Origin of the sequence: Vulgatibacter incomptus, assembly GCF_001263175.1 — a bacterium.
GTDB classification, from domain to species: Bacteria; Myxococcota; Myxococcia; order Myxococcales; family Vulgatibacteraceae; genus Vulgatibacter; species Vulgatibacter incomptus.
Genome location: NZ_CP012332.1, coordinates 3,837,627 through 3,862,317 on the forward strand (window position 1 = coordinate 3,837,627; position 24,691 = coordinate 3,862,317).

Annotated in this window: 21 protein-coding genes; 14 read left to right on the top strand and 7 right to left on the bottom strand. The window is 69.7% G+C overall.

Annotation, left to right across the window (positions count from 1 at the left end; translation table 11 throughout):
• Positions 1-5: 5 nt before the first annotated feature.
• Together AKJ08_RS16150 and AKJ08_RS19980 are read right to left on the bottom strand one after the other, a co-directional pair.
• Complete coding sequence (locus tag AKJ08_RS16150; protein ID WP_050727006.1) at positions 6-1,040, bottom strand: rod shape-determining protein; 1,035 nt, start codon at positions 1,038-1,040, stop codon at positions 6-8.
• A 94-nt stretch (positions 1,041-1,134) separates the two neighbouring features.
• Positions 1,135-2,127, bottom strand: a complete 993-nt coding sequence (locus AKJ08_RS19980; protein ID WP_050727007.1) for a metal-dependent hydrolase — start codon at positions 2,125-2,127, stop codon at positions 1,135-1,137.
• A gap of 204 nt (positions 2,128-2,331) precedes the next feature.
• Between AKJ08_RS19980 and AKJ08_RS19985 the strand changes: the two genes are divergently transcribed.
• From AKJ08_RS19985 to ychF, 10 genes are all read left to right on the top strand, one after another.
• The gene (locus AKJ08_RS19985; protein ID WP_050727008.1) at positions 2,332-2,844 is read left to right on the top strand and encodes a hypothetical protein; all 513 of its coding nucleotides are present in this window, start codon (positions 2,332-2,334) and stop codon (positions 2,842-2,844) included.
• Between the two features lie 7 nt (positions 2,845-2,851).
• On the top strand, positions 2,852-3,190 hold the full coding sequence (locus AKJ08_RS16165) for a P-II family nitrogen regulator (protein WP_050727009.1): 339 nt from the start codon (positions 2,852-2,854) through the stop codon (positions 3,188-3,190).
• A 59-nt stretch (positions 3,191-3,249) separates the two neighbouring features.
• Positions 3,250-4,209, top strand: a complete 960-nt coding sequence (locus AKJ08_RS16170) for a two-component system sensor histidine kinase NtrB (RefSeq protein WP_050727010.1) — start codon at positions 3,250-3,252, stop codon at positions 4,207-4,209.
• Between the two features lie 71 nt (positions 4,210-4,280).
• Positions 4,281-5,726, top strand: a complete 1,446-nt coding sequence (locus tag AKJ08_RS16175; protein ID WP_050727011.1) for a sigma-54-dependent transcriptional regulator — start codon at positions 4,281-4,283, stop codon at positions 5,724-5,726.
• Between the two features lie 71 nt (positions 5,727-5,797).
• Positions 5,798-7,468 carry a HEAT repeat domain-containing protein gene (locus AKJ08_RS16180; RefSeq protein WP_050727012.1) on the top strand — a complete coding sequence of 557 codons (1,671 nt, stop codon included), beginning with the start codon at positions 5,798-5,800 and terminating at the stop codon, positions 7,466-7,468.
• 276 nt (positions 7,469-7,744) lie between these two features.
• Positions 7,745-8,020 carry an AtpZ/AtpI family protein gene (locus AKJ08_RS16185; protein ID WP_240475385.1) on the top strand — a complete coding sequence of 92 codons (276 nt, stop codon included), beginning with the start codon at positions 7,745-7,747 and terminating at the stop codon, positions 8,018-8,020.
• A gap of 7 nt (positions 8,021-8,027) precedes the next feature.
• Positions 8,028-8,948 carry a F0F1 ATP synthase subunit A gene (atpB, locus tag AKJ08_RS16190; RefSeq protein WP_050727014.1) on the top strand — a complete coding sequence of 307 codons (921 nt, stop codon included), beginning with the start codon at positions 8,028-8,030 and terminating at the stop codon, positions 8,946-8,948.
• A 50-nt stretch (positions 8,949-8,998) separates the two neighbouring features.
• The gene (gene atpE / locus AKJ08_RS16195; RefSeq protein ID WP_050727015.1) at positions 8,999-9,229 is read left to right on the top strand and encodes an ATP synthase F0 subunit C; all 231 of its coding nucleotides are present in this window, start codon (positions 8,999-9,001) and stop codon (positions 9,227-9,229) included.
• A gap of 161 nt (positions 9,230-9,390) precedes the next feature.
• Entirely contained in the window at positions 9,391-9,930 is a 540-nt protein-coding gene (gene atpF, locus AKJ08_RS16200; RefSeq protein WP_050727016.1) for a F0F1 ATP synthase subunit B, read from the top strand.
• 118 nt (positions 9,931-10,048) lie between these two features.
• The gene (gene ychF / locus AKJ08_RS16205; protein WP_050727017.1) at positions 10,049-11,161 is read left to right on the top strand and encodes a redox-regulated ATPase YchF; all 1,113 of its coding nucleotides are present in this window, start codon (positions 10,049-10,051) and stop codon (positions 11,159-11,161) included.
• 87 nt (positions 11,162-11,248) lie between these two features.
• Here the strand turns inward: ychF and AKJ08_RS16210 are convergent, their stop codons facing one another.
• The 5 genes from AKJ08_RS16210 to AKJ08_RS16230 form a co-directional block, all read right to left on the bottom strand.
• A complete protein-coding gene (locus AKJ08_RS16210; protein ID WP_050727018.1) occupies positions 11,249-14,629 on the bottom strand; it encodes a hypothetical protein in 3,381 nt (1,126 codons plus the stop codon).
• Positions 14,630-14,875: 246 nt separating this feature from the next.
• Positions 14,876-15,874: a 4-hydroxythreonine-4-phosphate dehydrogenase PdxA gene (gene pdxA, locus AKJ08_RS16215; RefSeq protein WP_050727019.1), complete on the bottom strand. Its 999-nt coding sequence runs from the start codon at positions 15,872-15,874 to the stop codon at positions 14,876-14,878.
• A 9-nt stretch (positions 15,875-15,883) separates the two neighbouring features.
• Entirely contained in the window at positions 15,884-16,855 is a 972-nt protein-coding gene (locus tag AKJ08_RS16220) for a peptidylprolyl isomerase (RefSeq protein ID WP_240475509.1), read from the bottom strand.
• Between the two features lie 5 nt (positions 16,856-16,860).
• Positions 16,861-17,796, bottom strand: a complete 936-nt coding sequence (locus tag AKJ08_RS16225; RefSeq protein WP_169788860.1) for a peptidylprolyl isomerase — start codon at positions 17,794-17,796, stop codon at positions 16,861-16,863.
• Positions 17,797-17,992: 196 nt separating this feature from the next.
• Positions 17,993-19,198, bottom strand: a complete 1,206-nt coding sequence (locus AKJ08_RS16230; RefSeq protein WP_050727022.1) for a peptidylprolyl isomerase — start codon at positions 19,196-19,198, stop codon at positions 17,993-17,995.
• A gap of 250 nt (positions 19,199-19,448) precedes the next feature.
• Here AKJ08_RS16230 and AKJ08_RS16235 point away from each other — a divergent pair, with 250 nt between their 5' ends.
• From AKJ08_RS16235 to AKJ08_RS16250, 4 genes are all read left to right on the top strand, one after another.
• The gene (locus AKJ08_RS16235) at positions 19,449-21,503 is read left to right on the top strand and encodes a M3 family metallopeptidase (RefSeq protein WP_050727023.1); all 2,055 of its coding nucleotides are present in this window, start codon (positions 19,449-19,451) and stop codon (positions 21,501-21,503) included.
• 190 nt (positions 21,504-21,693) lie between these two features.
• Positions 21,694-23,688 (top strand): sulfatase-like hydrolase/transferase, encoded by a 1,995-nt coding sequence (locus AKJ08_RS16240; protein WP_157370758.1) that lies wholly within the window; start codon positions 21,694-21,696, stop codon positions 23,686-23,688.
• 77 nt (positions 23,689-23,765) lie between these two features.
• Positions 23,766-24,146, top strand: coding sequence for a TraR/DksA family transcriptional regulator (locus tag AKJ08_RS16245; RefSeq protein ID WP_050727024.1), 381 nt, complete (start codon positions 23,766-23,768; stop codon positions 24,144-24,146).
• Positions 24,147-24,187: 41 nt separating this feature from the next.
• Positions 24,188-24,649 (top strand): hypothetical protein, encoded by a 462-nt coding sequence (locus AKJ08_RS16250; protein ID WP_157370759.1) that lies wholly within the window; start codon positions 24,188-24,190, stop codon positions 24,647-24,649.
• Positions 24,650-24,691: the final 42 nt, after the last annotated feature.

The window sequence follows — 24,691 nt, forward strand, 5'->3', positions numbered from 1 at the left end:
GAGCTTCAAGCCATCGCGCAGACCTGGCGCAGGATGTCGAGCTCGTCGAGCGCCTTGCCCGCGCCGATCACCACGGCGGAGAGGGGATCCTCGGCGAGGAAGACCGGCAGGCCCGTCTCTTCGCGCAGGAGGGTGTCCAGGTTCTTGAGGAGCGCGCCGCCGCCCGCGAGGACGATGCCCCGGTCCGCGATGTCGCCCGCGAGCTCCGGCGGGGTGCGCTCGAGGGTTACCTTCACGGCCTCGACGATGGCGTTGATCGGCTCGGAGAGCGCGTCGCGGATCTCGTTGGAGGAGACGGTGAGAGTCCTCGGCACACCGGCGACGAGGTCCCGCCCCTTGATGTCCATCGTCAGCTCTTCCTCGGTGGGGAAGGCGGTTCCGATGCCCATCTTGATCAGCTCCGCGGTGCGCTCGCCGATCAGCAGGTTGTACTTGCGCTTGATGTGCTGGATGATCGCCTCATCCATCTTGTCGCCACCCACGCGTACGGAGCGTGAATAGACGATGCCGGCGAGGCTGATCACCGCGACGTCGCTGGTGCCGCCGCCGATGTCGACGATCATGTTGCCGGACGGCTCGGTGATCGGCAGGCCGGAGCCGATCGCCGCCGCCATCGGCTGCTCGATCAGGTAGACCTCGCGGGCCCCGGCGCTCTCGGCCGCCTCGCGGACGGCGCGGCGCTCGACCTCGGTGATCCCGGACGGGATGCCGATGATGATCCGGGGGCGGACCAGCGCCTTTCGGTTGTGAGCGGTCTGGATGAAGTAGCGAAGCATCGCCGCCGTGATCTCGAAATCGGCGATCACGCCATCTTTCATCGGGCGGATGGCGACGATGTTGCCGGGGGTGCGCCCCAGCATCTCCTTCGCCTCCTTGCCGACGGCGAGAACCTTCTTCACACCGCGTACGTCGTGCTGAACCGCAACCACCGAAGGCTCGTTCGACACGATTCCCACCCCGCGGATGTAAATCAGGGTATTTGCCGTGCCGAGGTCGATCGCCAGGTCACGGGAGGCGATCCTGTAGAGCCAGTCAAACATCGTAAGGGGGCCCTCGGGGGTTGTTGAATCCTAGGCGTTTTAGCCCAAGGCGAGGGGGAACTCCAAAAGAAATCCAAGGTGTGCCCAACGGCCGTCAGGGAGGCAGGAGAGCGGTCCGCACCTCATAGCCCTCGACGTCGAAGTGCGGCCCCAGGCGAATCCAGAGCGCCATCGGCAGGCGATCGGAGAAGGGGTTGCTCCGTCCGAGATCGGCGATCGCGACCTCCATGGAGCCGTCCTCGGCGGGGCCCTGGGCCATCGCGCGGTAGGGCGCCGCCGCCAGGGCACCGAAGCGCGCGCCGAGCGGCGTCGCGAGGGCGACTTGGACCCGCGGATCCTCGCGGCCGGTCTCGAAGGTCCCGCCGGGGGTGACGCCGCCGGTGAGCACCGAGGCGAAGCCGCGTACCCAGACCTCTTGATCGGTGCGGATCAGGGTGGTCCAGATCAGGGGGCCGAAGGGGGCGGGGAAGGCCAGGACCTCCCGAGGCGAGCCGAGCTCGTCGGGAAGCTGCGCGACCGCGGCGTATCGGGCCTTCTCCCGGGCCAGGCCGCAGGCTCCTACGTAGATCGCGACGGCGAGGAGGGTGAAGGCCGAGGCCTGCGAGAGCACACGGGCCGGAACGCCGTGCCCCTTCTTCCACCGGGCCCAGAGGAGCGGCACGACCAGCGCGGCCAGGACCCAGGGGTCTGCGTGGTAGAGCCACGGCAGCGAGATCCGGGCTGGCGCGAATGGCGCGAAGAGCTGGACGCCGATCCCCGTGAGGGCATCGAGGGCGAGGTGCCCCGCGAGGCCGGCGAAGGCCACGGCCACCAGCCCCGGGAGGACCTCGCGCAGGGGAAGCCGAGTGAGGAGGGCCGCCGCCAAGGCCACCGCAGGGGCGAGGACGAGCAGGCCCAGGAGGGAGTGGGTGACGCCGCCGTGGCCGAAGAGGAGCTCCGTATCGCCCCGGAGGCGGAGCAGGAGGTCCACGTCGGGAAGGTTGGAAGCGGCGATGCACGTCCACATCGCGGCCCGATCGGGGACGCCCCGAAAGGGGCGGATGCGCGAGAGGTGGATCCCGACGAGGCTGTGGGCGAGGTTGTCCAAGCGCGGAAGCCTAGATCGATTCCGGGCCGGTGGGGTGGAATCGCCGCCTGTGGGTGCACGGGGGACGCCGAACGACCGCCAATGGGCTCGGAATTGCGAACGAACCGGCGTTTCGCTAGTATTGCCCATCGTCTCGCGACCTTCGTGCGGTCGGCTCTCTTTGGCCGGGCGCGTAGCCGGGTCGCCGGGAAGGGAGGCTCTCTCGTGGATCGACGCGTCGCACCCGCCGTGGCCGCGGTGCTGCTTGCCACGGCCGCCTTCGTCTTCGGCCCTGCCGAAGGCTCGGCCCGGACCGCGGACCAGGCCCCCCTCGCCTCCAAGCGCTTCGACGACAAGCTCTTCCTCGCGATGTCCATCGCGGATGAGAAGGGGACCGTCCTCGCGGAGCCCAAGCTCCTCGGCATGTGCGGCGTGCCCCTCGAGATGAACCTCGTGGAGCCCGGCGCCCTTGAGATGCCCCGCGTCAGCCTGGTCCTGCAGCCGGAGTGGCAGCGCGACGGGAGCTACGAGATCGCGTTCGAGCTCTCCGTGCCGGGACGGATCGACCGGGGACGCGGCACCATGCGCCTGCGCCCGGGCGAGGAGAAGAGCGCCCAGGTCAGCTACCCGGGCGGTCACTTCGACGTGCAGCTCGCCGCTTTCGCGGTCCCCTCGCCGGAGTTCAAGCTCTACCTGGAGCACGGCGCCCGCCAGCTCATCCAGGCCAGCCGGACCTGACGTTCGCATGAAGAAGATCGAAGCGATCGTAAAGCCGTTCAAGCTCGACGAGGTGAAGGAGGCGCTGGCCGAGGTCGGCGTCCAAGGCATCACCGTGCTCGAGGCCAAGGGATTCGGCAGGCAGAAGGGGCACACCGAGCTCTATCGCGGCGCCGAATACGTGGTCGACTTCCTCCCGAAGATGAAGGTCGAGGTCGTGGTCGCGGACGAGCAGGTCCACGCCGTGGTCGAGGCGATCCAGGCCGCCGCCCGCACCGGCCGCATCGGCGACGGGAAGATCTTCGTACTCCCGGTGGACGAGGTGATCCGCATCCGCACCGGCGAGCGAGGCGAAGAGGCGCTCTGAGCTCCGGTCGGTTCCCCGAAGGCGAAACGATCTTCCGCGAGGCGCTGGACGCGCATCCCGTGCCGACCCTCGTCGTCGAACGCGGCGGCCGGATCCTCTTCCTCAACCGCGCGGCCGAGGGGCTCCTCGCCTTCCCGGCGGACCTCGGATCGATCGGCGCCGCTCTCTCCGGGCTCTGCGAGTCGGCCCTGGCGTCCCAGGCTCAGGTGCATTCCAAGGTCGATCTCGGCCCGGGGCCGGGGCAGGTCCAGGCGATCGCGGCGCCACTTCGCGAGGCGGCGCGCGAGGCGGTGGTGGTGCGGCTCTCGAGGCGGCAGCCCGGGGTCGATCTCGACGCCCTGGCCGCGGGTCTCGCCCACGAGCTGCGTAATCCGCTGGCGGGCCTCATCGGCGCCGCGGAGCTGATGGCGGCGGAGCTCCCGGACGATTCGCCCCTCGTCGCCTATTCGGCCCTGATCGTCGAGGAGGCCGCCCGGATCAACCGGCTCGCGGGATCGCTCCTCGACCTCACCAAGCCGCCGCGTCTCCGCGTCGAGCCCGAGAACCTCCACGCGATCTGCGAGCACGTGCTCGAGCTCGCTCGTCCGGCCCTCCCCGGCGGAATCCGCGTGACGCGGCGCTACGACCCGTCGCTCCCCGACGTCCCGGTCGATCGGGACGCCGTCGTCCAGCTCGTCCTGAACCTGGTGAAGAACGCCTCGGAGGCGATGGACGGCGGAGCGGGGGAGCTGACGGTCGAGACGGGCGCCGTGTCCGGGATGCACCTGCGGGAGAGCGGCGCCAGCAGGCGGCTGGTGCGGATCGCCGTCCTCGACGAGGGACCCGGGGTCGCCGAGGACCTCGAGGTGTTCACGCCCTTCGCCTCCACGAAGCCTCGCGGCACCGGCCTGGGGCTCGCGATCGCCCGCCGCCTCGCGGACGCCCACGGCGGCAGGCTCGTCCTTCGAAACCGAAGGGGAAGACAGGGCGCGGAGGCCGAGCTCCTCCTCCCGCTCGACCCGCCGAAGGGATCTTCGTAGACGCTCGATCGCGCGGGACAGCCGAGGTAGGGATAGGAGCGCAGCGCCTCTTCGCGCCGGATTGCAAAGCCATGGCCCACTCCGCCCGAGTCCTGATCGTCGACGACGAGCCCTCGATCCGCTTCGTCCTCGAGAGGGCGGTCGAGAAGCTCGGCCTGGGCACCGCGTGCGCCGCGTCCGCCGAGGAGGCCCGAGAGCTCCTGGTGGCCGAGCGCTTCTCGCTGGTGCTCCTCGACGTGCGGCTCCCGGGGCAGTCCGGCTTCGACCTCCTACGCGACCTCCAGGCGTCGGCCGAGCGTCCCTTCGTGGTGATGATGACCGCGCAGGACACGCTGGCCTCGGCGGTCTCCGCCATGCGCCTCGGCGCGGACGAGTACGTGGTCAAGCCATTCGACCTCGCGCGCCTCTCGGCGATCGTCCGCGAGCTCAGCGCCCGCTCGCCCGCCACGCCTGCGTCCCCGCCACGGGAGGCGGCGAGGCCTGCGCTGGTGGGCGTCTCGGCGGCGATGGTCGAGCTCTCCAAGCAGCTCGGGCGGGCGGCGGCGTCGGACCTCACCGTGCTCGTCACCGGCGAGAGCGGCACGGGCAAGGAGCTCGTGGCCCGCGCGATCCACGAGCACTCGCCCAGGGCCCGCGGACCCTTCGTCACGGTGAACGCCGCCGCGATCCCGCGGGAGCTCCTGGAGAGCGAGCTCTACGGCCACGAGAAGGGCGCGTTCACCTCGGCCTCGGTCCTCCACAAGGGACGCTTCGAGCAGGCGAATGGCGGCACGCTCTTCCTCGACGAGATCGGCGAGCTCCCCTTCGAGCTCCAGGCCAAGCTCCTCCGCGCGATCCAGGAGCGGAGCATCGATCGAGTGGGGAGCGAGCAGCCACGGCCCATCGACGTGAGGCTCGTCGCGGCCACGAACGCCGAGCTGCCGCGGCTGGTCGCCTCGGGGCGCTTCCGCGCGGACCTCTTCTATCGGCTCTCCGTGCTGGAGCTGCGCCTCCCGCCGCTGCGCGATCGCCCCGACGATCTGCTGCCCCTGGCCGAGCACTTCGTCGCGCGCCACGCTGCCGCCCTCGCCGGGCGGGACCTGCGCCTCGACCCGGCGGTCGATCCGCTCCTCCGCGCGCACGGCTGGCCCGGCAACGTTCGTGAGCTGGAGAACGCCATCCAGCGGGCGCTCGTCTATTCAAAGGGCGACATCCTGCGCCCCGCCGACCTCCTCGCCGCGATCGGTGGCGGCGATCCGGCTGCCCCTGCGCCTCGCGTCGAGGACGGCGAAGATTTCGAAACCGCCCTCCGGCGCCTGCTCCCGGGAGCGGTGGAGTCCGCCTCGGAGGGAAGCGTCCACGGCGCCATCCTCGGTCACGCGGAGCGGGAGCTCCTCCGCCTGGCGCTCTCCCGCTTCGAAGGCAACCAGCTCCGCGCCGCGCGGTGGCTCGGGATCAACCGCAACACCCTGCGTTCCCGCCTCGTCGCACTGGGACTGAGCCTGGCGCACAAGGCAGACGAGCCATCCCCCGATTGACCGATGGACGGATCGGGGTGTATGGCTGGAAGGGATCCGACCCGCCTATATCCCTTGGAAAGGGGACAATCATGCGACCCATTCTCCGCGTCGTGGCCGCGCTCGCCTGTGTGGCCCTCGCAACCGCCTGTGCGAAGCCCGATCCCAGCAAGGCAGAGACCTGGTTCAAGAACCTCTCCTCCAAGGAGACGAAGGTCCGTCTCGACGCGCTCTTGCAGCTCAAGAAGATCGGCGACAAGAGCGCGGTCGCCGCGATCGTGCCCCTGCTCAAGGAGAGCGGCGAGGTGAAGGTCGCCGCGGTGAAGACGCTGGCGAGCCTCGGCGACACCGCCGCCATCCCTGCGCTGGTCGAAGCCCTCGACGTCTCGGTCGGCATCGGCTCTGACAAGGCGACCAAGGACGCGAACACCACGAACAAGGAGATCGCCCAGGCGCTCGGCGACCTCGGAGACAAGGCGGCCCTCGATCCCCTCCTCGACCTCGCGTCGAAGACGAAGGATCCCTTCGTGAAGGCCGCCGCGGTCAACTCGATCGGCGGCATGGGCGACGCGAAGGCGGTGACGCTCCTCTCGAAGATCGCCACCGACGACGGCGAGGAAACCTACGTCACCAAGAAGGCCATCCAGGCCCTCGGGAACATCGGCGATCCCGCCGGCGTCCCCGCGATCAAGAAGGGCTTCTTCCAGGAGCGCAAGGGCGTCTCCTTCTACATGGAGTCCTCGTTCGCCGCGTACCAGATCGGACTGCGCGCCGCGGATCCCTTCCTCGCCGTGCTCGAGGGCAAGGACGACGATCTCAAGAAGTGGGCCGACGACAACGACATCTACGTCGAGGCGCTCTACGCCAAGGCCGGTCAGGTCCTCGGCGATCTGAACGACCGCCGCGCGATCCCCACGCTGGTCAAGCAGCTCGCCTACGGGAAGGGCCCGAAGTCGGATGACTCGATCGACGCCCGCATGCTGATCGTGCGCCGGCAGGCGGCGGACGTCCTGGGCCGGATGCGCGCCGTCGAGGCGGTGCCCGAGCTGGTCAAGGGCCTCAAGGAGGACGAAGGCAACGTCCGCGCCGTCTACGCGCAGGCCCTCGTCTCCATCGGCGACAAGAGGGCGCTCCCCGACCTCGTCGCCTGCGCCCTCAAGGGCGAGGTGATGGAGAAGTCGATCCACGCGCGCAAGGGCTGCTACCAGGCCCTCTCGAAGCTGGGCGACGACAAGACGCTGGCCCAGTGGGAGGCCTGGGAGAAGGCCGAACCCGCGCTCTCCTCCGCCGCGTGCATGAAGGGGCTCGACTACGACGCCAAGAGCAAGGACAACGCGCAGAAGCACTGCGACGAGGTCGCCGGCAACGTGGTGAAGACCCTCGCCGAGAACAAGTCGCGCCTCGTCGCCGCCGCCGAGTGCAAGGACGACGTGAGCTGCTGGGCCGGCAAGCTCAAGTCCGAGGATCCCAAGGTCCGCGAGCGCGCGGCCATGGAGCTGGGCCGGATCAACGATCCGAAGGCGATGGCGCCGCTCCTCGCCGCCGTCACCGACGCCGAGCTCGAGCCGCGCTACGCCGCGATCCTCGCCGCCGACTGGGTGGTCTCGTCCTCCAAGGAGGCTCTCGAGGAGGCGAAGAAGGGCCTCGCGAAGCTCGACAAGCAGATCGACCAGGAGAAGGACAAGGTCCACTTCGCCAAGGTGAACCAGGACCTCACCCGCCTCGCGGTGAAGATCCGCCGCCTCGACCGCATCGGCAGCTGATCCCGGCATTGGTCAAGCAAACCGGCGGCCGCGCGACCCCTCTCCAAGGGGGCAGCGCGGCCGTCGTCGTTTCCAGGATTTGGGAAGAGGCGGACCCGGCCACGGCGTTTCACGCTGCGATCGAGGTGGACCATGGGCCGGCCGGGCACGGCCTACGGGCCTTCTGGGGGTTGACCCCCACCGGACCTCATGCTATGACGCGCCTCCTTTCGGACGGTCGACATTCGACAACCCCTGAATTATTGGGGGTTTTCGGGCAAGACCGACGGAGCCCACGTGGCAAGACCACAGGACGACCGTGACCGGGAGGATCGCCTGGAGGGAATGTCCGGCTTCGCTCGCGCGATGCGGGAGGCCGAACCCTACATCCAGGCGTCGTGGAGTCTCGCGGCCGCGGTGGCCCTGGGAGTCGTGGCTGGGTATTTCGCGGACAAGGAGCTCGGCACCCAACCCTGGTTGCTCCTTACGGGCTCGGTTCTTGGGATGGCACTCGGGGTCTACGCCTTCATCAAGGCGATCCTGGTTGCCGAGCAGAAGCGCAAGTCGAGGTGATGAAGCGATGATCGCCGGAGTACGTTCGAAGACGAGGATCGCCGCGGCTGCCCTGCTGTCGGCCTCGTTCCTGGCCTTCGCCCCGAGCGCCCAAGCGTCCGAGGACGGCCACGAAGCCAACGTCCCGGAGGTCGTGTTCGCTCACGTCGCCGACGGGAACGACATTACGTTCGAGAACCCGATCACCGGCGCGGCCGCCACCTTCGTGCTGCCCGAGTGGAAGGTCCAGATCGGCGGGACCGAGCTCGATCTCTCCCCGACCCGGCACACCGTCTTCCTCTGGCTCGCCGCCGTCCTCGTGGTCGGCGGGGTCAGCATCGCCGCTCGCCGGCGGAGCCTGGTGCCGCGCGGCTTCTACTCGGTGGTCGAGGTCTTCGTGAAGTTCATCCGCGAAGAGCTCGCCCAGAAGAACATCGGCAAGGCGCACGCGGACCACTACGTCCCGTTCCTCGCGACGATCTTCTTCCTGATCTTCACGGCCAACCTCCTCGGCCTCATCCCGTACTTCGCCACCGCCACGGCCAACGTGAACGTCACCGTCGGCTTCGCGATCTGCACCTTCGTCGTCACGATGTACGCGGGCATGAAGGAGCAGGGGATCGCCGGGTTCTGGCTCGGAATCGTGCCCAAGGGCGTGCCCCTCTGGCTGTATCCGATCATGGTTCCGGTAGAGATCCTCGGGCTCTTCACCAAGCCCTTCGCCCTCACCGTCCGTCTCTTCGCGAACATGGTTGCGGGCCATATCGTCCTGTTCTTCCTGCTGGCCCTGATCTTCCTGCTCCAGGGCGCAGGCGCCTTCGTCGCGCCGGTCTCGGTCGCGTTCGCTACGGGGATCTTCTTCCTCGAGCTCTTCGTGGCCCTGCTGCAGGCCTACATCTTCACCATGTTGTCCGCGCTCTTCATCGGCATGGCTTCGCACCCGCACTAGCGGTGCAAGTGAAGCCTAAACCAACCACGTAGCTTCCTCGGAGGTTCATCATGTCCAATATCGCTCTTGCCTTCCTCAGCGCCGGCTTCGGCGCCGGTCTCTCGGTCATCGGCGCCGCCCTCGGCATCGGCCGCCTCGCTGCCGCCGCCATGGACGGCACCGCCCGCCAGCCCGCTTCGGCCGGCGACATCCGTACCTCGATGATCATCGCGGCCGCCCTCATCGAAGGCGCGACCCTCTTCGCGCTGGTCGTCTGCATCCTGCTCGCCGTCAAGGCGTAAGGGTGCCTCGTGAAGACGCCGCGTGAAGCGGCGTCTCACAAGCACGAACCTGGGGGCGTCGGGTGGACCGGCGCCCTCGGAGCGTGCCCGGCCCGGGTTTCGTTCTCCTTGCGCGATCCCCGGGTAGACCGGATCTCTTCTCTGCAGGGGTGGATTTCGTGATGTCGAGCTCGCTTCTCATGCTTGCCGCCGCTGAAAAGGCGTCGATCCTGACGGTTCATCCGGGGCTGACGTTCTGGACGATCGTCACCTTCGTCGTGTCGGCAGTCGTCCTCCGCTTCACCGCGTGGAAGCCCATCGTCTCCATGCTCCAGGAGCGTGAGAAGACGATCCACGAGGCGATCGAAGGCGCCAAGCGCGAGCGCCTCGAGGCCGAGCGCCTGCTCGCGGAGCAGAAGACCGCCATCACCGACGCGCGCCGCGAGGCCGCCGAGCTGGTCCGCAAGAATCAGGCCGAGGTCGAGGTGGCACGGCAGAACGCCCTCGCCCAGGCGAAGAAGGACGCCGACGCGCTCCTGGAGCAGGCCCGCCGCGCCATCGCGGAGGAGCGCTCCAAGGCCGTCTCCGAGCTCCGCTTCGCCGCCGTGGACCTGGCCATCGCCGCCGCGGGCAAGCTCCTCGAGGTCAACCTGGACGAGCAGAAGCAGCGTAAGCTCGCCGAGGAGTTCCTCCAGAAGATCCCGACCCAGCCCAGGGCTTGAACGGCTTTTCAAGATAGGTTCGATTCGACCGGTTGCTCTCCATGGGGCCGCCGGTCGTCTCTTTTTTGCCGGCGCGAACGGAGAAGAGTCTCCGAGGCCCGGGCGTTCGAAAGAAACGATGGCACTCTCGATCGGCATCGTCGGCCTGCCCAACGTCGGCAAGTCCACGCTCTTCAACGCGCTCTCCGAGGCCTCCAACGCCGAGGCCGCGAACTATCCCTTCTGCACCATCGAGCCGAACGTCGGCATGGTCCCGGTCCCCGACGACCGGCTGCCGCAGCTCGCGAAGCTCTACGGCAGCAAGCGGATCCTCCCGACCACCCTCGAGTTCGTCGACATCGCCGGCCTGGTCCGCGGCGCGTCGAAGGGCGAGGGCCTCGGCAACCAGTTCCTCAGCCACATCCGCCAGGTGGACGCGATCTGCCACGTGCTCCGGTGCTTCGAGGATCCCAACGTCATCCACGTGGACGGCTCGGTCGATCCCGCCCGCGACGCCGAGGTGATCGACACGGAGCTCGCCCTCAAGGACCTCGAGTCCGTCGAGAAGCGGCTGCAGCGGGTCCAGAAGGACGCCAAGGCCGGCGGCAAGGTCGGCGAGCAGGCGAAGGTCGAAGCCGCCGTCCTCGAGAAGGTCCGGGACGGGATCAACGAGGGCAAGACGGTCCGCCGGATCGCGCTCACCGAGGAGGAGCGCGCCCTCCTGCGCGACCTCTTCCTCCTCACGAACAAGCCCGTCCTCTACGTGGCCAACGTCGCGGAAGGCCAGCTGTCGGGCGCCGAGGACGACCCCCTCGTCGCGAAGGCCCGCGCCGTCGCCGCCCAGGATGGCGCCCCCCTCATCGCCATCTGCGCCGACGTCGAGTCGCAGATCCAGCAGCTGCCCCCCGAGGATCGCGCCGGCTTCCTCGAGGCCGCGGGCCTGGTCGAGCCCGGCCTCAACAAGCTGGTGCGCGCGGGCTACAAGCTCCTCCAGCTCGTCACCTACATCACCGCCGGTGAGCAGGAGACGCGTGCCTGGACCATCCACGAGGGCTGGAAGGCGCCCCAGGCCGCAGGCGTCATCCACACGGACTTCGAGCGGGGCTTCATCAAGGCCGAGGTCTGCGACTGGCGCGACCTGGTGAAGTTCGGCTCCGAGGCCGCTCTGCGCGAGAAGGGCCTGCTCCGCATCGAGGGCAAGGAGTACGTCGTCAAGGACGGCGACGTGATGCACTTCCGGTTCAACGTGTAGGTGCCTGATGCCAGACGGGTTCGTCTGGCACCGGCCACCACGCGACTCGGAAGCCCGTCCTGGTGCCCAGGACGGGCTCCTATGCGATCACCCGACGTTGGTGTACCAGGCCGACGTCCAGCTCCCGTCCGCGTTCTCGAAGTCGAGGCGCATGCGCGTGTTCGACTGCGAGAAGGTGACGACCGCGCGGGATTGGTGCTCGTCGGCCCAGGTCAGGTAGACGACCAGCGTTCCGCCCAGGTCGACCACCGTGTACTGCGTTCCTCGCGCCTCCGGCGAGTGCACCACGAGGCTCCCGGTATCGGTCCTGCGGAGGAAGTGCCACAGCGTCCCCTGCGTGAACTCGATCCCGGCGGCGTCCGGCTGCGCGGAGGTTCCCGTGCAGAGCCCCCACCGCTGTCCCCTGAGCCGGCCGGTGGCCTCCTGGGCCGTTGGCTGAGGCGAGGCGGGCGTGAAGCCGCAGCTGGGAACGTCGGGCACCGGATCCGGCCAGCTCGGGACGCCGTCGAACACCACGAGGTCGTCGAGATGCACGCCGGGAAGCTCTCCCCCGGTCTCGCTGTGGAACGCGAAGCGAAGCCGGATCTGCTGGCCGGCGAAGGCCGAGAGGTCCACGGAGTAGCGCTCCCACCCTTGGGCCGAACGATCGCCGCCCCACGCGCGCTCGGCGAGTCCACCCTCCTCGAACAGGGTTCCGTCATAGGCGGGGGCCACCTCTGTCAGCAGGGTCCACGTTGCGCCGCCATCCGGGCTGGCCTTCACGTTGAAGCCGTCCCGGAGGCTCTGCCCGACGGTCGCCGTACTCACCCAGGCCCAGAAGTTGAGGAGGGGGGCGTCCAGACCCGACAGATCGATCATCTGCGAGGTCGCGGTGGAGTCGTCGAAGCGCGAGCCCCCATCGTCAATCCACGGGTTCACGGAAACCAGGCAGCTCCCGCCCGAGTGGCAGCTCGGCGGACCGCCGTTCGCCGGGCCTCCCCACGTCCACTTTCCGGTGAGGGTCCAGCCCGACGGACCGCCCTCGAAATCCTCCGCAAAGACCTGCCCGGTCGGGAGCTCGATGACCCGGAGCAGCAGGGACTGGGTGATGAAGTTTTCCGGGTTCAGCGGTTCTTCGACCCGGACGGTCACGTTCACCCATCCCTGGTCGCCCGGGCCGGGCGTGCCCCGGAGCTCGCCGGTGGCGGCGTCGATCTCCATCCAGGGAGGCGAATCGGCGCCGAGGCTCCATCGCGCGCCGGAGGAGCCTCCCCTCCTCTCGACCGTATAGGCGTACGGGCGGCCCACGAAGGCGTTGGCGAGCCGGGCGGTGGTGATCCACACCGGTACGGTGAAGCGATCGGCGACGAGAAGGTCGTCGATGTAGACCCCGAGGTCGTCGATGGTCGCATCGCTGAAGAACGCGAAGCGAAGGCGGATCGTCTGGCCGGCGTAGTCGGCGAGGCTCACGGCGTAGCGCTCCCAGCGCTGCGCCGAGCGATCGCCTCCCCATCCGCTCTGGCCCCCGATGGACGCATGGTAGGCGGGGCTCACCTCGGTCGGCAGGCTCCAGGAGAGGCCGTCATCGGCGCTCACCTCCACGTGGAAGCCGTCGTAGATCGCGCCGCCGAAGAAGGAGTCGGTCTGGACCCAGGCCCAGAACCAGAGCATCGGCTCGGCCGCGTCCGTGAGATCGATCGAGGGCGAGTCGGCGACGGCCGTCCCCCAATTGAGACCGTTCCGGTAGGGACCCGTGAGGTTGGTGGCGAGGCAGCCCGGCGCCGAATGGCAGGCGGGACCGACGCCGCTCGGCGTGCCGCACTGCCAGTCCGACTGCAGGCTCCAGCCCCCGGCGCAGGACGAGAAGTCCTCCTCGAAGTAGATGCCGTACGGATAGCGCCTGACATCGAAGGCGAGCACCACCTCGGCGAAGTTCGAAGACAGCGCCGGCTCGTCGATCCGGACCGTCAGCTCGACCCTTCCCAGGTTGGACGCCGCCGGGGTGCCGGACAGGACGCCCGAGCTGGGGTCGATGGAGAGCCATGGGTGGTTCGATCCGCCGACGATGCTCCACGTCGCCTCCGCCGTTCCGCCCTGGCGGTGCAGTTCCGCCGTATAGGGGCGGTCGATCTGCGCCCAAGCGAGGTCGGCGGGGTCGATGGAGAGGGGATCCGCGAACGACTCGGTGATCGAAAGGTCGTCGATGTAGACCCCGTCGTAGCTCCAGTCGCCGTCGCTCGCGAAGCCGAGCTCCACCTGGATTCGCTCACCTATCCAGTCGCGCAGCTCCACGGCGTACCGCTGCCAGCCCAGGGCTCCGTGCAGTCCGCCCCACACCGGCTGACTGAAGACCCATCCGTCGTACCGGGGCGTCACATCGAAAGGCAGGTCGACCCCCTCGTCACCGGCGTTACGAATCTTCACGTTGAAGCCGGCCACCACGTCCTCGGCGGCTTCGGTGTCGACCCAGGCCCAGAAGGTGAGGCGGGGGTTCGTGGCGCTGCCCAGGTCGATCACCGGCGAGGTGGCGACGGAGGTCGCGAACGAGGCGTCGGTCGCATAGGGACCCGAAAGGTTCGTCGCGAGGCAGCCGCTTCCCGTCCGGGCCGCGTTCGGGCCGGAGGTCGGCGCGCCGCACTGCCACTCGCCTCCGAAGGTCCAGCCCGACGCACCGCAGTTCTCGAAGCCTTCGTGAAGGAAGGTCGCTGCGGCCTGGCAGGCGACCTCGTCGATCGTTCCGGTGCACATGCCGGCCACACAGGCGTCGTCCATGCTGCACTCGCGCCCGGTCGAGCACGCCGTGCCGTCCGGCGCCGTGAAGACGGCGCACGCGCCGGCGCCATCGCAGGCGAGGACCTCGCACTGGGATGGGCCCGCAGGCCCGCAAGAGGTTCCCAGGTCGAGCGGCACGGCCTCGCAGGCGCCGTCGGTCGGGTTGCACGCCCCACGCACACAGCCCGAGTCCATCGCCGAGCAATCCTTCGGCGGCGCGGCGATGCACTCACCCGCCTCGCAGGTCGCGGGCTGGCAGCGATCGCCCGCGCTGCAATCGGTTCCATTCGGGGAGCGAAGGAGGGAGCACCTCGCCGCGAGCTCGTCGCAGACGACCCTCGCGCAGGCCGTGGCCTCGAGACCGCATTCGTTCGGCGCGCCGCCGACGCAAAAACCTGCGCCGTCGCAGGCGTCGCCCACGGTGCAGAAGAGGCCGTCGTCGCAGGCCGTGCCGGCCGCGGCCGGGATCACCACGCACTCGCCTACCGGCCCCTCGTGGGAGCCGTCGTTGCAGACCGCGATCCGGCAGGAATCGGGGGAGTGCTCGGCGCACTCGGCATCCGAGTGGCACCGCCCGGGGCCGCCGCCGCCTCCCTGACCGCCCGTCCCGCCGATGTGCTCCTCCGGGGGGCTCTTTCCGCCGCAGCCGATGATCGAGATCGCGATCAGGACCGCCAGCGACCAGCGGGTGGTGCTCGAAAGCGTCGAAGCGCGCATGGATGCCTCCCTCCCCGGGGGTGAATGGAACGAACACGAGTCCGAAGCCCACGACTATAACCGGGTTCGCGCCGGACCATCCGCCGGCCCCTCTCTTTCCCGATGTCCGATGGACTCCTACAGAGCGAGGAGCGCATCGGGGATCGTGCGCTCCGACGTGTCACATGTACGAGGAGGGGTGCCGCCGATCATCGACGCACGACGAAAGCGTCGATTGAGGCACGATTGTTGGAAATCCCTGGTGGCCTACGGCGCTGTGGAGGAGCCCGCGCGGGCGGCGAGGCGGAGGGCCTCGATCATCGACGTGCGATCCGCTACGCCCTTGCCGGCGATGTCGAAGGCGACACCGTGGTCGGGGGAGGTCCGGACGATCGGGAGGCCCAGGGTGACGTTCACCGCCGTTTCGCGGTGGACCGTCTTGAGCGGGATGAGGCCCTGGTCGTGGTACATCGCAAGGACGGCGTCCCAGCCGCCGCGCGCGGCGCGAGGGAAGAGGCCGTCGGCGGGGTAGGGGCCTTCGGCCTTCACGCCGGCCTTGGCGGCGAGGGCGATGCCCGGCGCGATGATCCGCGCCTCCTCGTCGCCGAAGAGGCCGCCCTCGCCTGCGTGGGGGTTCAGGCCGCAGACGGCGATCTTGGGACGCTTGATCCCGAACTGCTCGCGGAGGGCGCGGTGGGTGATCACCAGGTTCTCGGCGATCCCCTCGGGCGTGAGGCGCGCGGGAACGTCCGCGAGGGCCACGTGGGTCGTGGCGACGACCACGCGCAGCACGGGGCCGGCGAGCATCATCACCACCCTGGGGACGCCGAAGCGGGCGGCGAGGAGCTCGGTGTGGCCCGGGAAGTCCAGGCCCGCGGCGTGGAGCGCGGCCTTGCGGATGGGCGCGGTGCACAGCGCGTCGGCGGCTCCGGTTTGCACCGCGATGATCGCCGCCTCGAGGTAGGCGGCCTGGGCGAGGGCGCCAGCGTGAGACGGCTTGCCCGGCTTGCGGTCGGCGGCGGCGAGGCGTGAGACGCGTACGAGCCCGCCCGCCGCCGGGATGGCCTCGCCCAGCTCCACGCGCGGGAGCGTGTCGGCGACGCCCATGAGCTTGCAGGCCCGGGCGAAGACGCCGTCGTCGCCGAAGACCACCGGCCGCAGCGCCCGCTTCATCCCACGGGCCGCCAGGGCCGCGGCGAGGACCTCGGCGCCGATCCCGGAGGGATCGCCCATCGAGATCGCGACGGTCGTTCGGGTCTTCGCCATCCCCTGCCGCTACTTCTTCGCGGCCTGGCCGGGCGCGAGCTCGGGAATCGGGTAGTCGATGAGCGCGTCCTTCTTGAGGCCCTCGACGAAGCGGTGCGTCTGGCGATCCATCTCTTCGCGGTAGAGGTCGCTGCGGATCTGGTCGGACATCTCCGCCAGCGGCTTCGGCGCCACGTCCCTCGCCTCCTCGAGCTTGATCACGTGCCAGCCGAAGCGGGTCCGGACGGGGTCGCTGATCTGGCCGGGCTGGAGGGCGAACGCGGCCTTCTCCAGCTCGGCGACCATCTCGCCGCGGCGGAACCAGCCCAGGTCGCCGCCGCTCTGCTTGGACGGCCCCTCGGAGCTCTCCTTGGCGAGGGAGGCGAAGTCGGCGCCCTTGCGCGCCTGGGTGGCGATGACGGCCGCCCGCTCCCGCGCCGCGTCGACGGCCTCGGCGGCGGCGTCGGGGGCGACCATCACGAGGATGTGGCTCGCGTGGAGCTCCTTCTCGCCGCGGTCGGCGGCGGTGAGCTCGGAGTAGCGCCGCTTCACCTCGTCGTCGCTCACCTTCACCTGGGAGCGGACCTTGAGGTTGATGAGCTTCATCTGGGCGAGCTGCTTGCGCAGGGCCTCCTTGTACTCCGTCCAGCTCATCCCGCTGCGCTCGACGGCCGTCTGGAGGTCCGCCTCGGACGGCATGCCGTTCTGGCGGACCACGTCGTCGATCGCCGACTGGAGCTCGGCGGGCGCGATGTCGATGGCGTAGACCTTGAGCTCCTTCTCGATGAGCTTGTCGGCGACGAGGTCGTCCATCGCCTCCCGCATGAGCACGGGACCCGGCGCGTACGGCGCCCGCGAGCGCAGGGACGCGGCGCGCTCCTCCACCTCGGAGAGGGTGATCACCTGATCGTCCACGACGGCGGCGACCCGGTCGACCGGGATCGCGCCAGCGGGCTGCCCCACGGAGAGCAGGGCCAGGAGGGAGAGGAGATCCAGGGGCATCTTCTTCACGGCTTCACCACCACCCGCGCGAGCGCGGCCTCGTCGACTTTGATGCGGGCCACCTTGCGCAGGTTCGCAAGATAATCGAGCTGGGCCGCCGTTTCCTTCTCGCGGCGCAGCCTCGCCTCCGCTTCCTCGCGGAGCTCCACCGGCGCGCCGGCGGCGCGGCGCTCCAGGACCTTGAACACGTGGAAGCCGTAGGAGCTGCCGACCACTTCGCTGGTCTTCCCGATCGCCAGCCCGAAGCAGACGTCGTCGAAGGGTGGCGGCATCTCGCCCCGGGCGAACCAGCCCAGGTCCCCGCCCATGCGGGCGTCGGGAGAGAGGGAGTGCCTCCGCGCGAGCTCGCCGAAGTCGGCGCCTCCGCGGAGCTGTGCGAGCAGGCCGCGCGCCTCCGCCTCGGTCTTCACGACGATCTGCGCCGCGCGGACCTGCTCGGGTCTCTCGAGCTCGGCCTTGTGGTCCGCGAGCCAGGCGTCGACCTCGTCGTCGGTGATCGCAATCCGCGCGAAGACCTGATCGACGAAGAGCCGCTCCACCAGGAGCTGGCCGCGGATCCGCTCGCCGAGCTCGGCCTGGGTGAGCTCCAGCGCGCTGAGGAGCTCGCCGAAGCTGTCGCCCGGATAGTCGGCGCGCAGCCGGAGGATGCCCCGTTCGAGCTCGCCCTCGCTCACCTTGATCCCCAGCGTCCTGGCGGACTGGGCAAGGAGCTTCTGATCGATCAGGGATTCGAGGAGGCGCGCCCCATCAACGGCGGACATCGAATCGGGCCGGCGATCCCGCCCCTCCTCGAAGAGCGCGGCCCGGACCTCGTCGGCGGTCACCGGCTCGTCGTTCACCGTGGCGATCACCGCAGGGGCCTTCTTTTCGGCGTCCCCCTGGGTGCAGGCGGTGATCGCGAGGGCCGCTGCGGCCGAGAGGCAGAGAAGGCGGCCTTCCACGTCCATGAACCTCGAAGGGGCAGGGCGAGCCATCGCTTCGCCGCTGCCCCCGGATGGTTTTCGAGAACTTCGAACGAGCGCCTTGGATGCCGCGTTCGTCCCCCCGCCCCACAAGATAGGGGGCGGGGCGAGTGCTGCGAAGCCTGCCTCGTCGTTCGGGAGCCGGGGGCTCGAACGGCGGGCGGATCGCGTGAGACTAGCGGGCAGGAGCGGGGGCCGGAGCCTTGGGCGCGACCTTCGCCGGAGCCGGGGCAGGAGCCGGGGCCTTCACGGCGTTCACCGCCGCCGGCTGCGGCGCCGCGGGCTTTCCGGAAGGCTGGATCGCGATCGCGGGCTGCACGTTGCCGCCGACCTGGCCGCCCGGCATCGGGTGGCCTGCAGGCATACCCTGCATTCCGCCGGGCATCCCGGCCGGCATTCCCATTCCGCCGGGCATGCCCGCCGGCATCCCGCCGGTGTTCACCTCGATCTGCGCGAGCAGGTCGTCGTTCACGGTCACCTTGGCCTGGGACTTCAGATCCTCGACGAAGGTGTCGAAGGCCTTGGTGCGCTTCTCGCGGGAGAGGCGACCCTCGATCTGGGCCTTGACCGTGTCGAACGGACGGTCGAGGGGGTTCTGACGCCCGGTGAGCTTCACCACGTGGTAGCCCTTGTCGGTCTCGATCACGCTGCCGAGCTGCCCGATCTCCTTGAGATCGAAGGCGGCGGCGGTGAGCTCCGGGCCCCAGGCGGCGTCGAGCTCCTCGCGGGTCTTGAAGGAGAGGTCGCCGCCGGCGCGCTTCGAGGCGTCGTCGTCGGAGCGGGTCTTGGCGAGATCCGCGAACGCGCTCTTGTCGGTGGCGTCCTTGGCCTTCACGGCAGCCAGGGCCTTGGTGGCGTCGGCCTTCACCTTCATCCGCGACGCGTCGCCCTTGGCGGCGGCGAAGAAGACGTGGGAGAGCCGCACGCGCTCGGGCTTCACGAAGTCGTTGATGTTCTCGTCGTAGAACGCCCGCAGCTCCTGCTCGGAGACCGGCGGCGCCTTGCCGTTGTCGTCGAACTCGGCCCTCATCAGCTTCTGGACCATGGTCTTCTTCATGGCCGAGAGGACCTCGGGATCGTCCGCGAAGCCGCGGCGCTTGGCCTCCTGGGCCAGGAGCTCGAAGCGGACCAGGTTGTCCACGAACTCGCGCTTGCGCTCGGGCGAGTCGTACCGGGCGCGGATGAAGGGCGACTGCTCCTCCATGCGGGCCTTGACCTCGTCGACGGTGAGCGTCTCGTCGCCGATGGTGGCGAGGACCTCGCCGGTCTTCTTCTGCGTCTTGGCGGTCCCGTCGGCCTTCCCGGTCTGGCCCTGGGGGCCGCAAGCGAGGAGTCCGGCGGCGGCGAGCAACATGGCTGCGATCGTCTGGGCGTTCTTCATTTCGACCTCTCGATTCGATCCTTCGAAGGCTGCGGAGGGCCGGCGAACCCGATCGAAAGAACCGGGCGTCTCCCTGGCGGGCGCTCGAACCCCACGATCCCCCGGTCGATTCCCTGAGCCCCCGGGCGGAACGTGGAGTGTCGGACGACCACTTTCCGTAGTGGGCCTTGCTATCACGGGGCGACGAGGGCTTTCAATGCCGTGCGCGGCACGGACCGTTAGGATCCCGGCTTCCCCGCGAGGAGACCCGATGATCGACCAGGCGCCCAATCCCCTGCTTCACCTCGGCTTCGACCTTCCCTTCGACCGGATTCGCCCCGAGCACGTGCAGCCGGCGGTCCGCGAGCTCCTCGCCGAGGCCGAGGCCGCGATCGCGGCGATCGCGACGAGGGGAGCGGCGCCGACCTACGAGAGCACCCTCGAGGCCCTGGAGAAGACGACCGAGAGGCTCGAGCTCGCGATGACCGTGGTTGGACACCTGGAGTCGGTGGCGAGCACGCCGGCGCTCCGCGAGGCCTACAACGCGGTGCTGCCGGAGGTGAGCGCCTTCTACGCCCGCATTCCCCTGAACGACGGGCTCTGGAATGCGCTCCGCTCGCTCGCCGAGACCGACGAGGCCGGGGCGCTGGACCCGGCCCGGAAGCGCTTCCTCGACAAGACCCTGGCCGACTTCCGCCGCCACGGCGCCGAGCTGGATCCGGCCGGCAAGGCACGGCTCGAGGCGCTCTCCCGCGAGCTCGCCGAGGTCACGAGCCGCTTCTCCCAGAACGTGGTCGACGCCAGCGGCGCGTTCGAGCTGATGGTGGACGATCGGGCGCGGCTCGCGGGCCTGCCCGACTCGGCGGTGGCGGCGGCAGAGGAGGCGGCCCGGGCGAAGGGTGCCAAGGGATTCCGCTTCACCCTGCACGCGCCGAGCTACGTGCCGGCCATGACCTACCTGGAGGATGGCGAGCTGCGCGAGCGCATCTGGCGCGCTTTCGACTCCCGCGCCACCTCGGGCGACTTCGACAACCGCCCGCTGGTCGGGAAGATCCTCGAGCTGCGGCGCGAGAAGGCCAGGCTCCTCGGCTACCAGGACTTCGCGGACCTGGTGCTCGAGGATCGCATGGCCCAGTCCGGAGCGAACGCCCGCGCCTTCGTCCGCGATCTGCGCGAGCGCACCGAGCCCTTCTACGTGAACGAGAACGATGCGCTCCTCGGCTTCCGCCGGGAGGAGGACGGGCAGGGCGCAAAAGCGATCCAGCCCTGGGAGCTCGCCTACTGGGCGGAGAAGCAGCGGCGCGCCCGGTACGACTTCGACGAGGAGGAGCTCCGCCCCTACTTCCCGCTGCCCAGCGTGATCGAGGGACTGTTCGCGGTGGTGAACCGGCTCTACGGGATCCGGGTGGAGGAGCGGCGGGACGTGCCCGTGTGGCATCCCGACGTTAGGAGCTACTCGATCCTCGACGCCGACGGCTCGCTGCTCTGCGCCTTCTACGCCGACCTGCACCCCCGCGACGAGAAGCGGGGCGGCGCCTGGATGAACGGCCTCGTCACCGGCCTCCACCGCGCCGGCGCGAAGGCGCCGCACCTCGGCCTGATCTGCGCGAACTTCACGCCGCCGTCGGCGGGGAAGCCCGCGCTCCTCACCCACCGCGAGGTCGAGACCCTCTTCCATGAGTTCGGCCATCTGCTCCACCACGCCCTGTCGCGCCCCGAGATCCGCAGCCTGGGCGGCACGAACGTGGCGTGGGACTTCGTGGAGCTCCCGTCGCAGATCATGGAGAACTGGTGCTGGGAGCGCGACGCGCTGGATCTCTTCGCCCGGCACCACGAGACCGGCGCGCGGATCCCCGAGGCGCTCTTCGAGAAGATGATCCGCGCACGCACCTATCGCGCTGCGAACGCGATGATGCGCCAGCTCGGCTTCGCCGAGGTGGACCTCGCGATGCACACGGACTTCGAGCCGAAGGCGGGCCGCGACGTGATGGCGTTCGCGCGGGGGATCCTCCAGGCCCACACGCCGGCGCCGCTCCCGGAGTCGAGCGCGATGATCGCCTCCTTCGGCCACCTCTTCGCGAGCGGCGTGGGCTATGCCGCCGGCTACTACTCCTACAAGTGGGCCGAGGTCCTGGACGCCGACGCCTTCAGCCGCTTCCGCGAGGAGGGCCTCTTCAACCCCGACGTGGGCCGCGCGTTCCGCGAGGAGATCCTCGCCCGCGGCGACAGCGCCGAGCCGGCGATGCTCTTCCGCTCCTTCCGCGGGAGGGAGCCGTCGCTCGACGCGCTCCTCGCGCGCTCCGGGCTCCTCCCGGTGGCCGGCTGATCGCTCGATAGGGAGCCGGCGGGGGACCGGCTGCCCGCTTCGAAGCGGCCGCGGCCTGCTCAAATCAGGGCCGCGACGCCGCCGTGGCCGTCTGGCCGGGCGCTTTCTCCACGCGACCGATCTGCGATAGAAGGCGCACGACCTCCGCTCGTGCCTGGCGGACGGGGTTCCTTCTGCACGTGAGACGACCTTGAGCTTCGACCGCCCCGCCCGCTCCACCCTCGCCATGCTGCGGCCCGCCCTCTTCTGGGCGCTGCTCCACGCGGGCCTGGTCCTCGTCTTCTTCCACGGCGGGCTGTCCCGATCGCTCGGCGGCGTGCCCCAGGCGATGCACTTGCCGCTGTGGGTTTGCTTCGGCGTGGAGGCGTTGGCGTTGGCCGTGGCGATGTGGCTCGTCACGCTCCCGCTCGCCGTCTTCCGCGGCGCGTATTCGATTCTTGCACCTCTGGTGTTCGCGATCGTCTTCGCGCTCCTCTACCTCGACAGCCTCCTCTTCGATTCGCTGGGCTTCCACTTCAACGGCCTGATCGTCCAGGTGGCCCTCCAGCCGGGCGCCCTCCAGACCACCGGCCTCTCGCCCTGGGAGGTCGCGGGATACGTGGTGGCGGCCCTCGCCGCCATCGGGCTCGACGCCTTCGCCGGCTCGCGCTTCGTGCGGCGCTTCGCTACGCCCAGCCGTCGAGCCTGGACTTGGCCGACGGCGATCGTCGCCCTCTGGGTGGCCGAGCGGCTGGCGGTGGGCACCATGGCGTTCTACGGCGGCTTCGCCGTGCTCGCCGCGGGCACCACCCTCCCGCTGCAGCCCCCGGTGCGCCTCGCCGGCTTCCTCGAGAAGGTCACGGGCAAGCCGCCGATGTACGCGGAGATGCTTCTGCGCGACCTGCCCAAGGCCGGAGAGGCGATGGGCGAGCTCGAGCCCGCCGCCGTGCGGTTCACGCGGAAGCCCGACGTCCTCGTCCTCCTGATCGAGAGCACCCGCAACGACTTCTTCACGCCGGAGGTGATGCCAAATCTCACCCGTCGTGCACAGGCCGACGGGCGGATCTTCCCGAGGCACTACAGCGGCGCGCCCTCCACGCACTTCGCGCTCTTCAACCTCTTCTACGGCCTCGACGCCCAGCGCCGCGACGGCATCCTCGGCGCCGGCCGCGCGCCGCTGCTCTTCCCGGCGCTCAAGGCCAACGGCTACGCCACCTCGTTCATCGCCTCGTCCTCCGTCGACTGGATGGATCTCAAGGACACGGTGTTCCGCGACGTGAAGGACGGCCTGATCACCGGCCTCGCGGGCGAGTCCTCCCAGGAGCGCGACGGCTCCATGGTCGCGAAGGCCCGCGAGGTGATCTCCGCGACGCCGAAGGACGAGCCGCTCTTCCTCTTCCTCTTCTTCGACGGCACCCACTTCAACTACGCCTACCCGGAGCGCTCGGCGATCTTCCAGCCGGCCTGGGACGGCGTGGGCAGCATCAAGGCCGCCACCGTCGACGCCGAGCTCCTCGAGAACCGCGCGAAGAACGCCCTCCACGAGGTCGACGCCAAGCTCGAGGAGTTCCTCTCCTTCTACGAGGCGGAGCGCGGCGGAAAGCCCCTCCTCATCGTCACCGCCGACCACGGCGAGGAGTTCCGGGAGCACGGCCGCGTCGGCCACGGCTCCGACGTCACCCGCGGGCAGATCCACGTGCCGCTGGTGATCTTCGACGAGAAGGTGCCCAAGGGCGTCCACGAGGGCGTCACCGGCCACGTCGATCTCGTCCCGACGATCTTCTCGCTCCTCGGCGACACCCATGACCCTGGCCTCTACGGCGACGGCCACCCCGTCCTCGACGAGCCGACCGACCGCTACGCCCTCGCCACGGTGGGATGGGAGCCCAAGTTCGCCGTCGTCGGCAAGGACCTCAAGGTGCGCTTCTTCAGCCTCGATGCGGGCCTCGGCTCCATCGACGTGACCGACGACGACGATCGCCCCCTCGACGACGGGAAGGCCCGCTTCGCCGTCCAGGCGCCGAAGCTCCTCGAGCGCCTCCGCGGCGGCCTCGGCTCCACTCGCAAGGCCGCTTCGGCCGCGGTGGGCACCCGGGACGCCGAGGAACCAAAGGCCGCGCAGCGCGATCCTGCTGCGGAGGCCTCGCCCGAGACACAGGCTGCCGAGGGCACGCCCGACGTGGCGCCGCACGCGAGCGCCGACTAGGCGCTCGAGCGGCAGCACGCTCGAACGCTGCCGCCGGGGATGCTCGTCCAGCTCGACGCCGTTAGAATGGGGCCCGCATGAAGAAGCCGACCCTCGCCCGCCACCAGAAGTCGCTGCTCGCCCTCCGGGACGAGCTCGTCCGCGGATCTGCTGCATCCGTGCGCCGTGAGAACCCCGAAGCGGGAGCCGACGAGGACGAGGCCCCCCTCGCCGAGATGCTCCAGGTGATCGCGTCGAACCGGAACCAGAGCAAGGCGGGGGAGCTGGCCCGTATCGACGCGGCGCTCAAGCGGCTGGAGGAGAACCCCGACGACTTCGGCCTCTGCGTGGAATGCGAGGACGAGATCGCCCCGGGCCGCCTCGCCGCCATGCCCTTCGTCGAGCTCTGCGTCGACTGCCAGGCCAAGCGCGACTCCCCTCGGGGAGGCGCCCGCCGCCACCTCACCGACTACCGCTGAGCGCGCATCGTTGCTGGGCGTCCCCGGGACGGTTTACGCTCGTGGCGTTCGACCGTACAGACAGTGAGAGGGGAACCATGGACTGGAGAGGTCCGATCGCGGTGTTCGTCGTCGTCGTCGCCGGCTGTTCGTCGTCGGACGAGGCGTTTCGAAGAGAGCTTCGGGGCCTCACGGAGCAGCCGGCGCCGTGCGCAAGTGTCGACGACTGTTGTGTGGCGATCGACGAATGCGGGACGACCGGCTACGTGGTCGGGACGGACGACTACGAGAAGGCAAAAGACCTCGTTTCGCGCTTCGACCACGACGAATGCCCCTTCTGCGAAGGGCCACTCATCGAGCTGGCGTGCGTCGAGGGTCAATGCGTGGGCATCCTTGCGGATAAGTCGGACGCAAGCGTCCCCTGGGGCCATCACTGCGGCAAGCCGCCGCCTCCCGTGCCGGTCAAAGAGCGGGAGCCGAACCCGGACGCCGCTCGCGGTCGTATCGTGCGCTGCGAACGGTGACCGGCCCACGGACGTCGACCATCGGCAGAGCGTGGGGTAGGG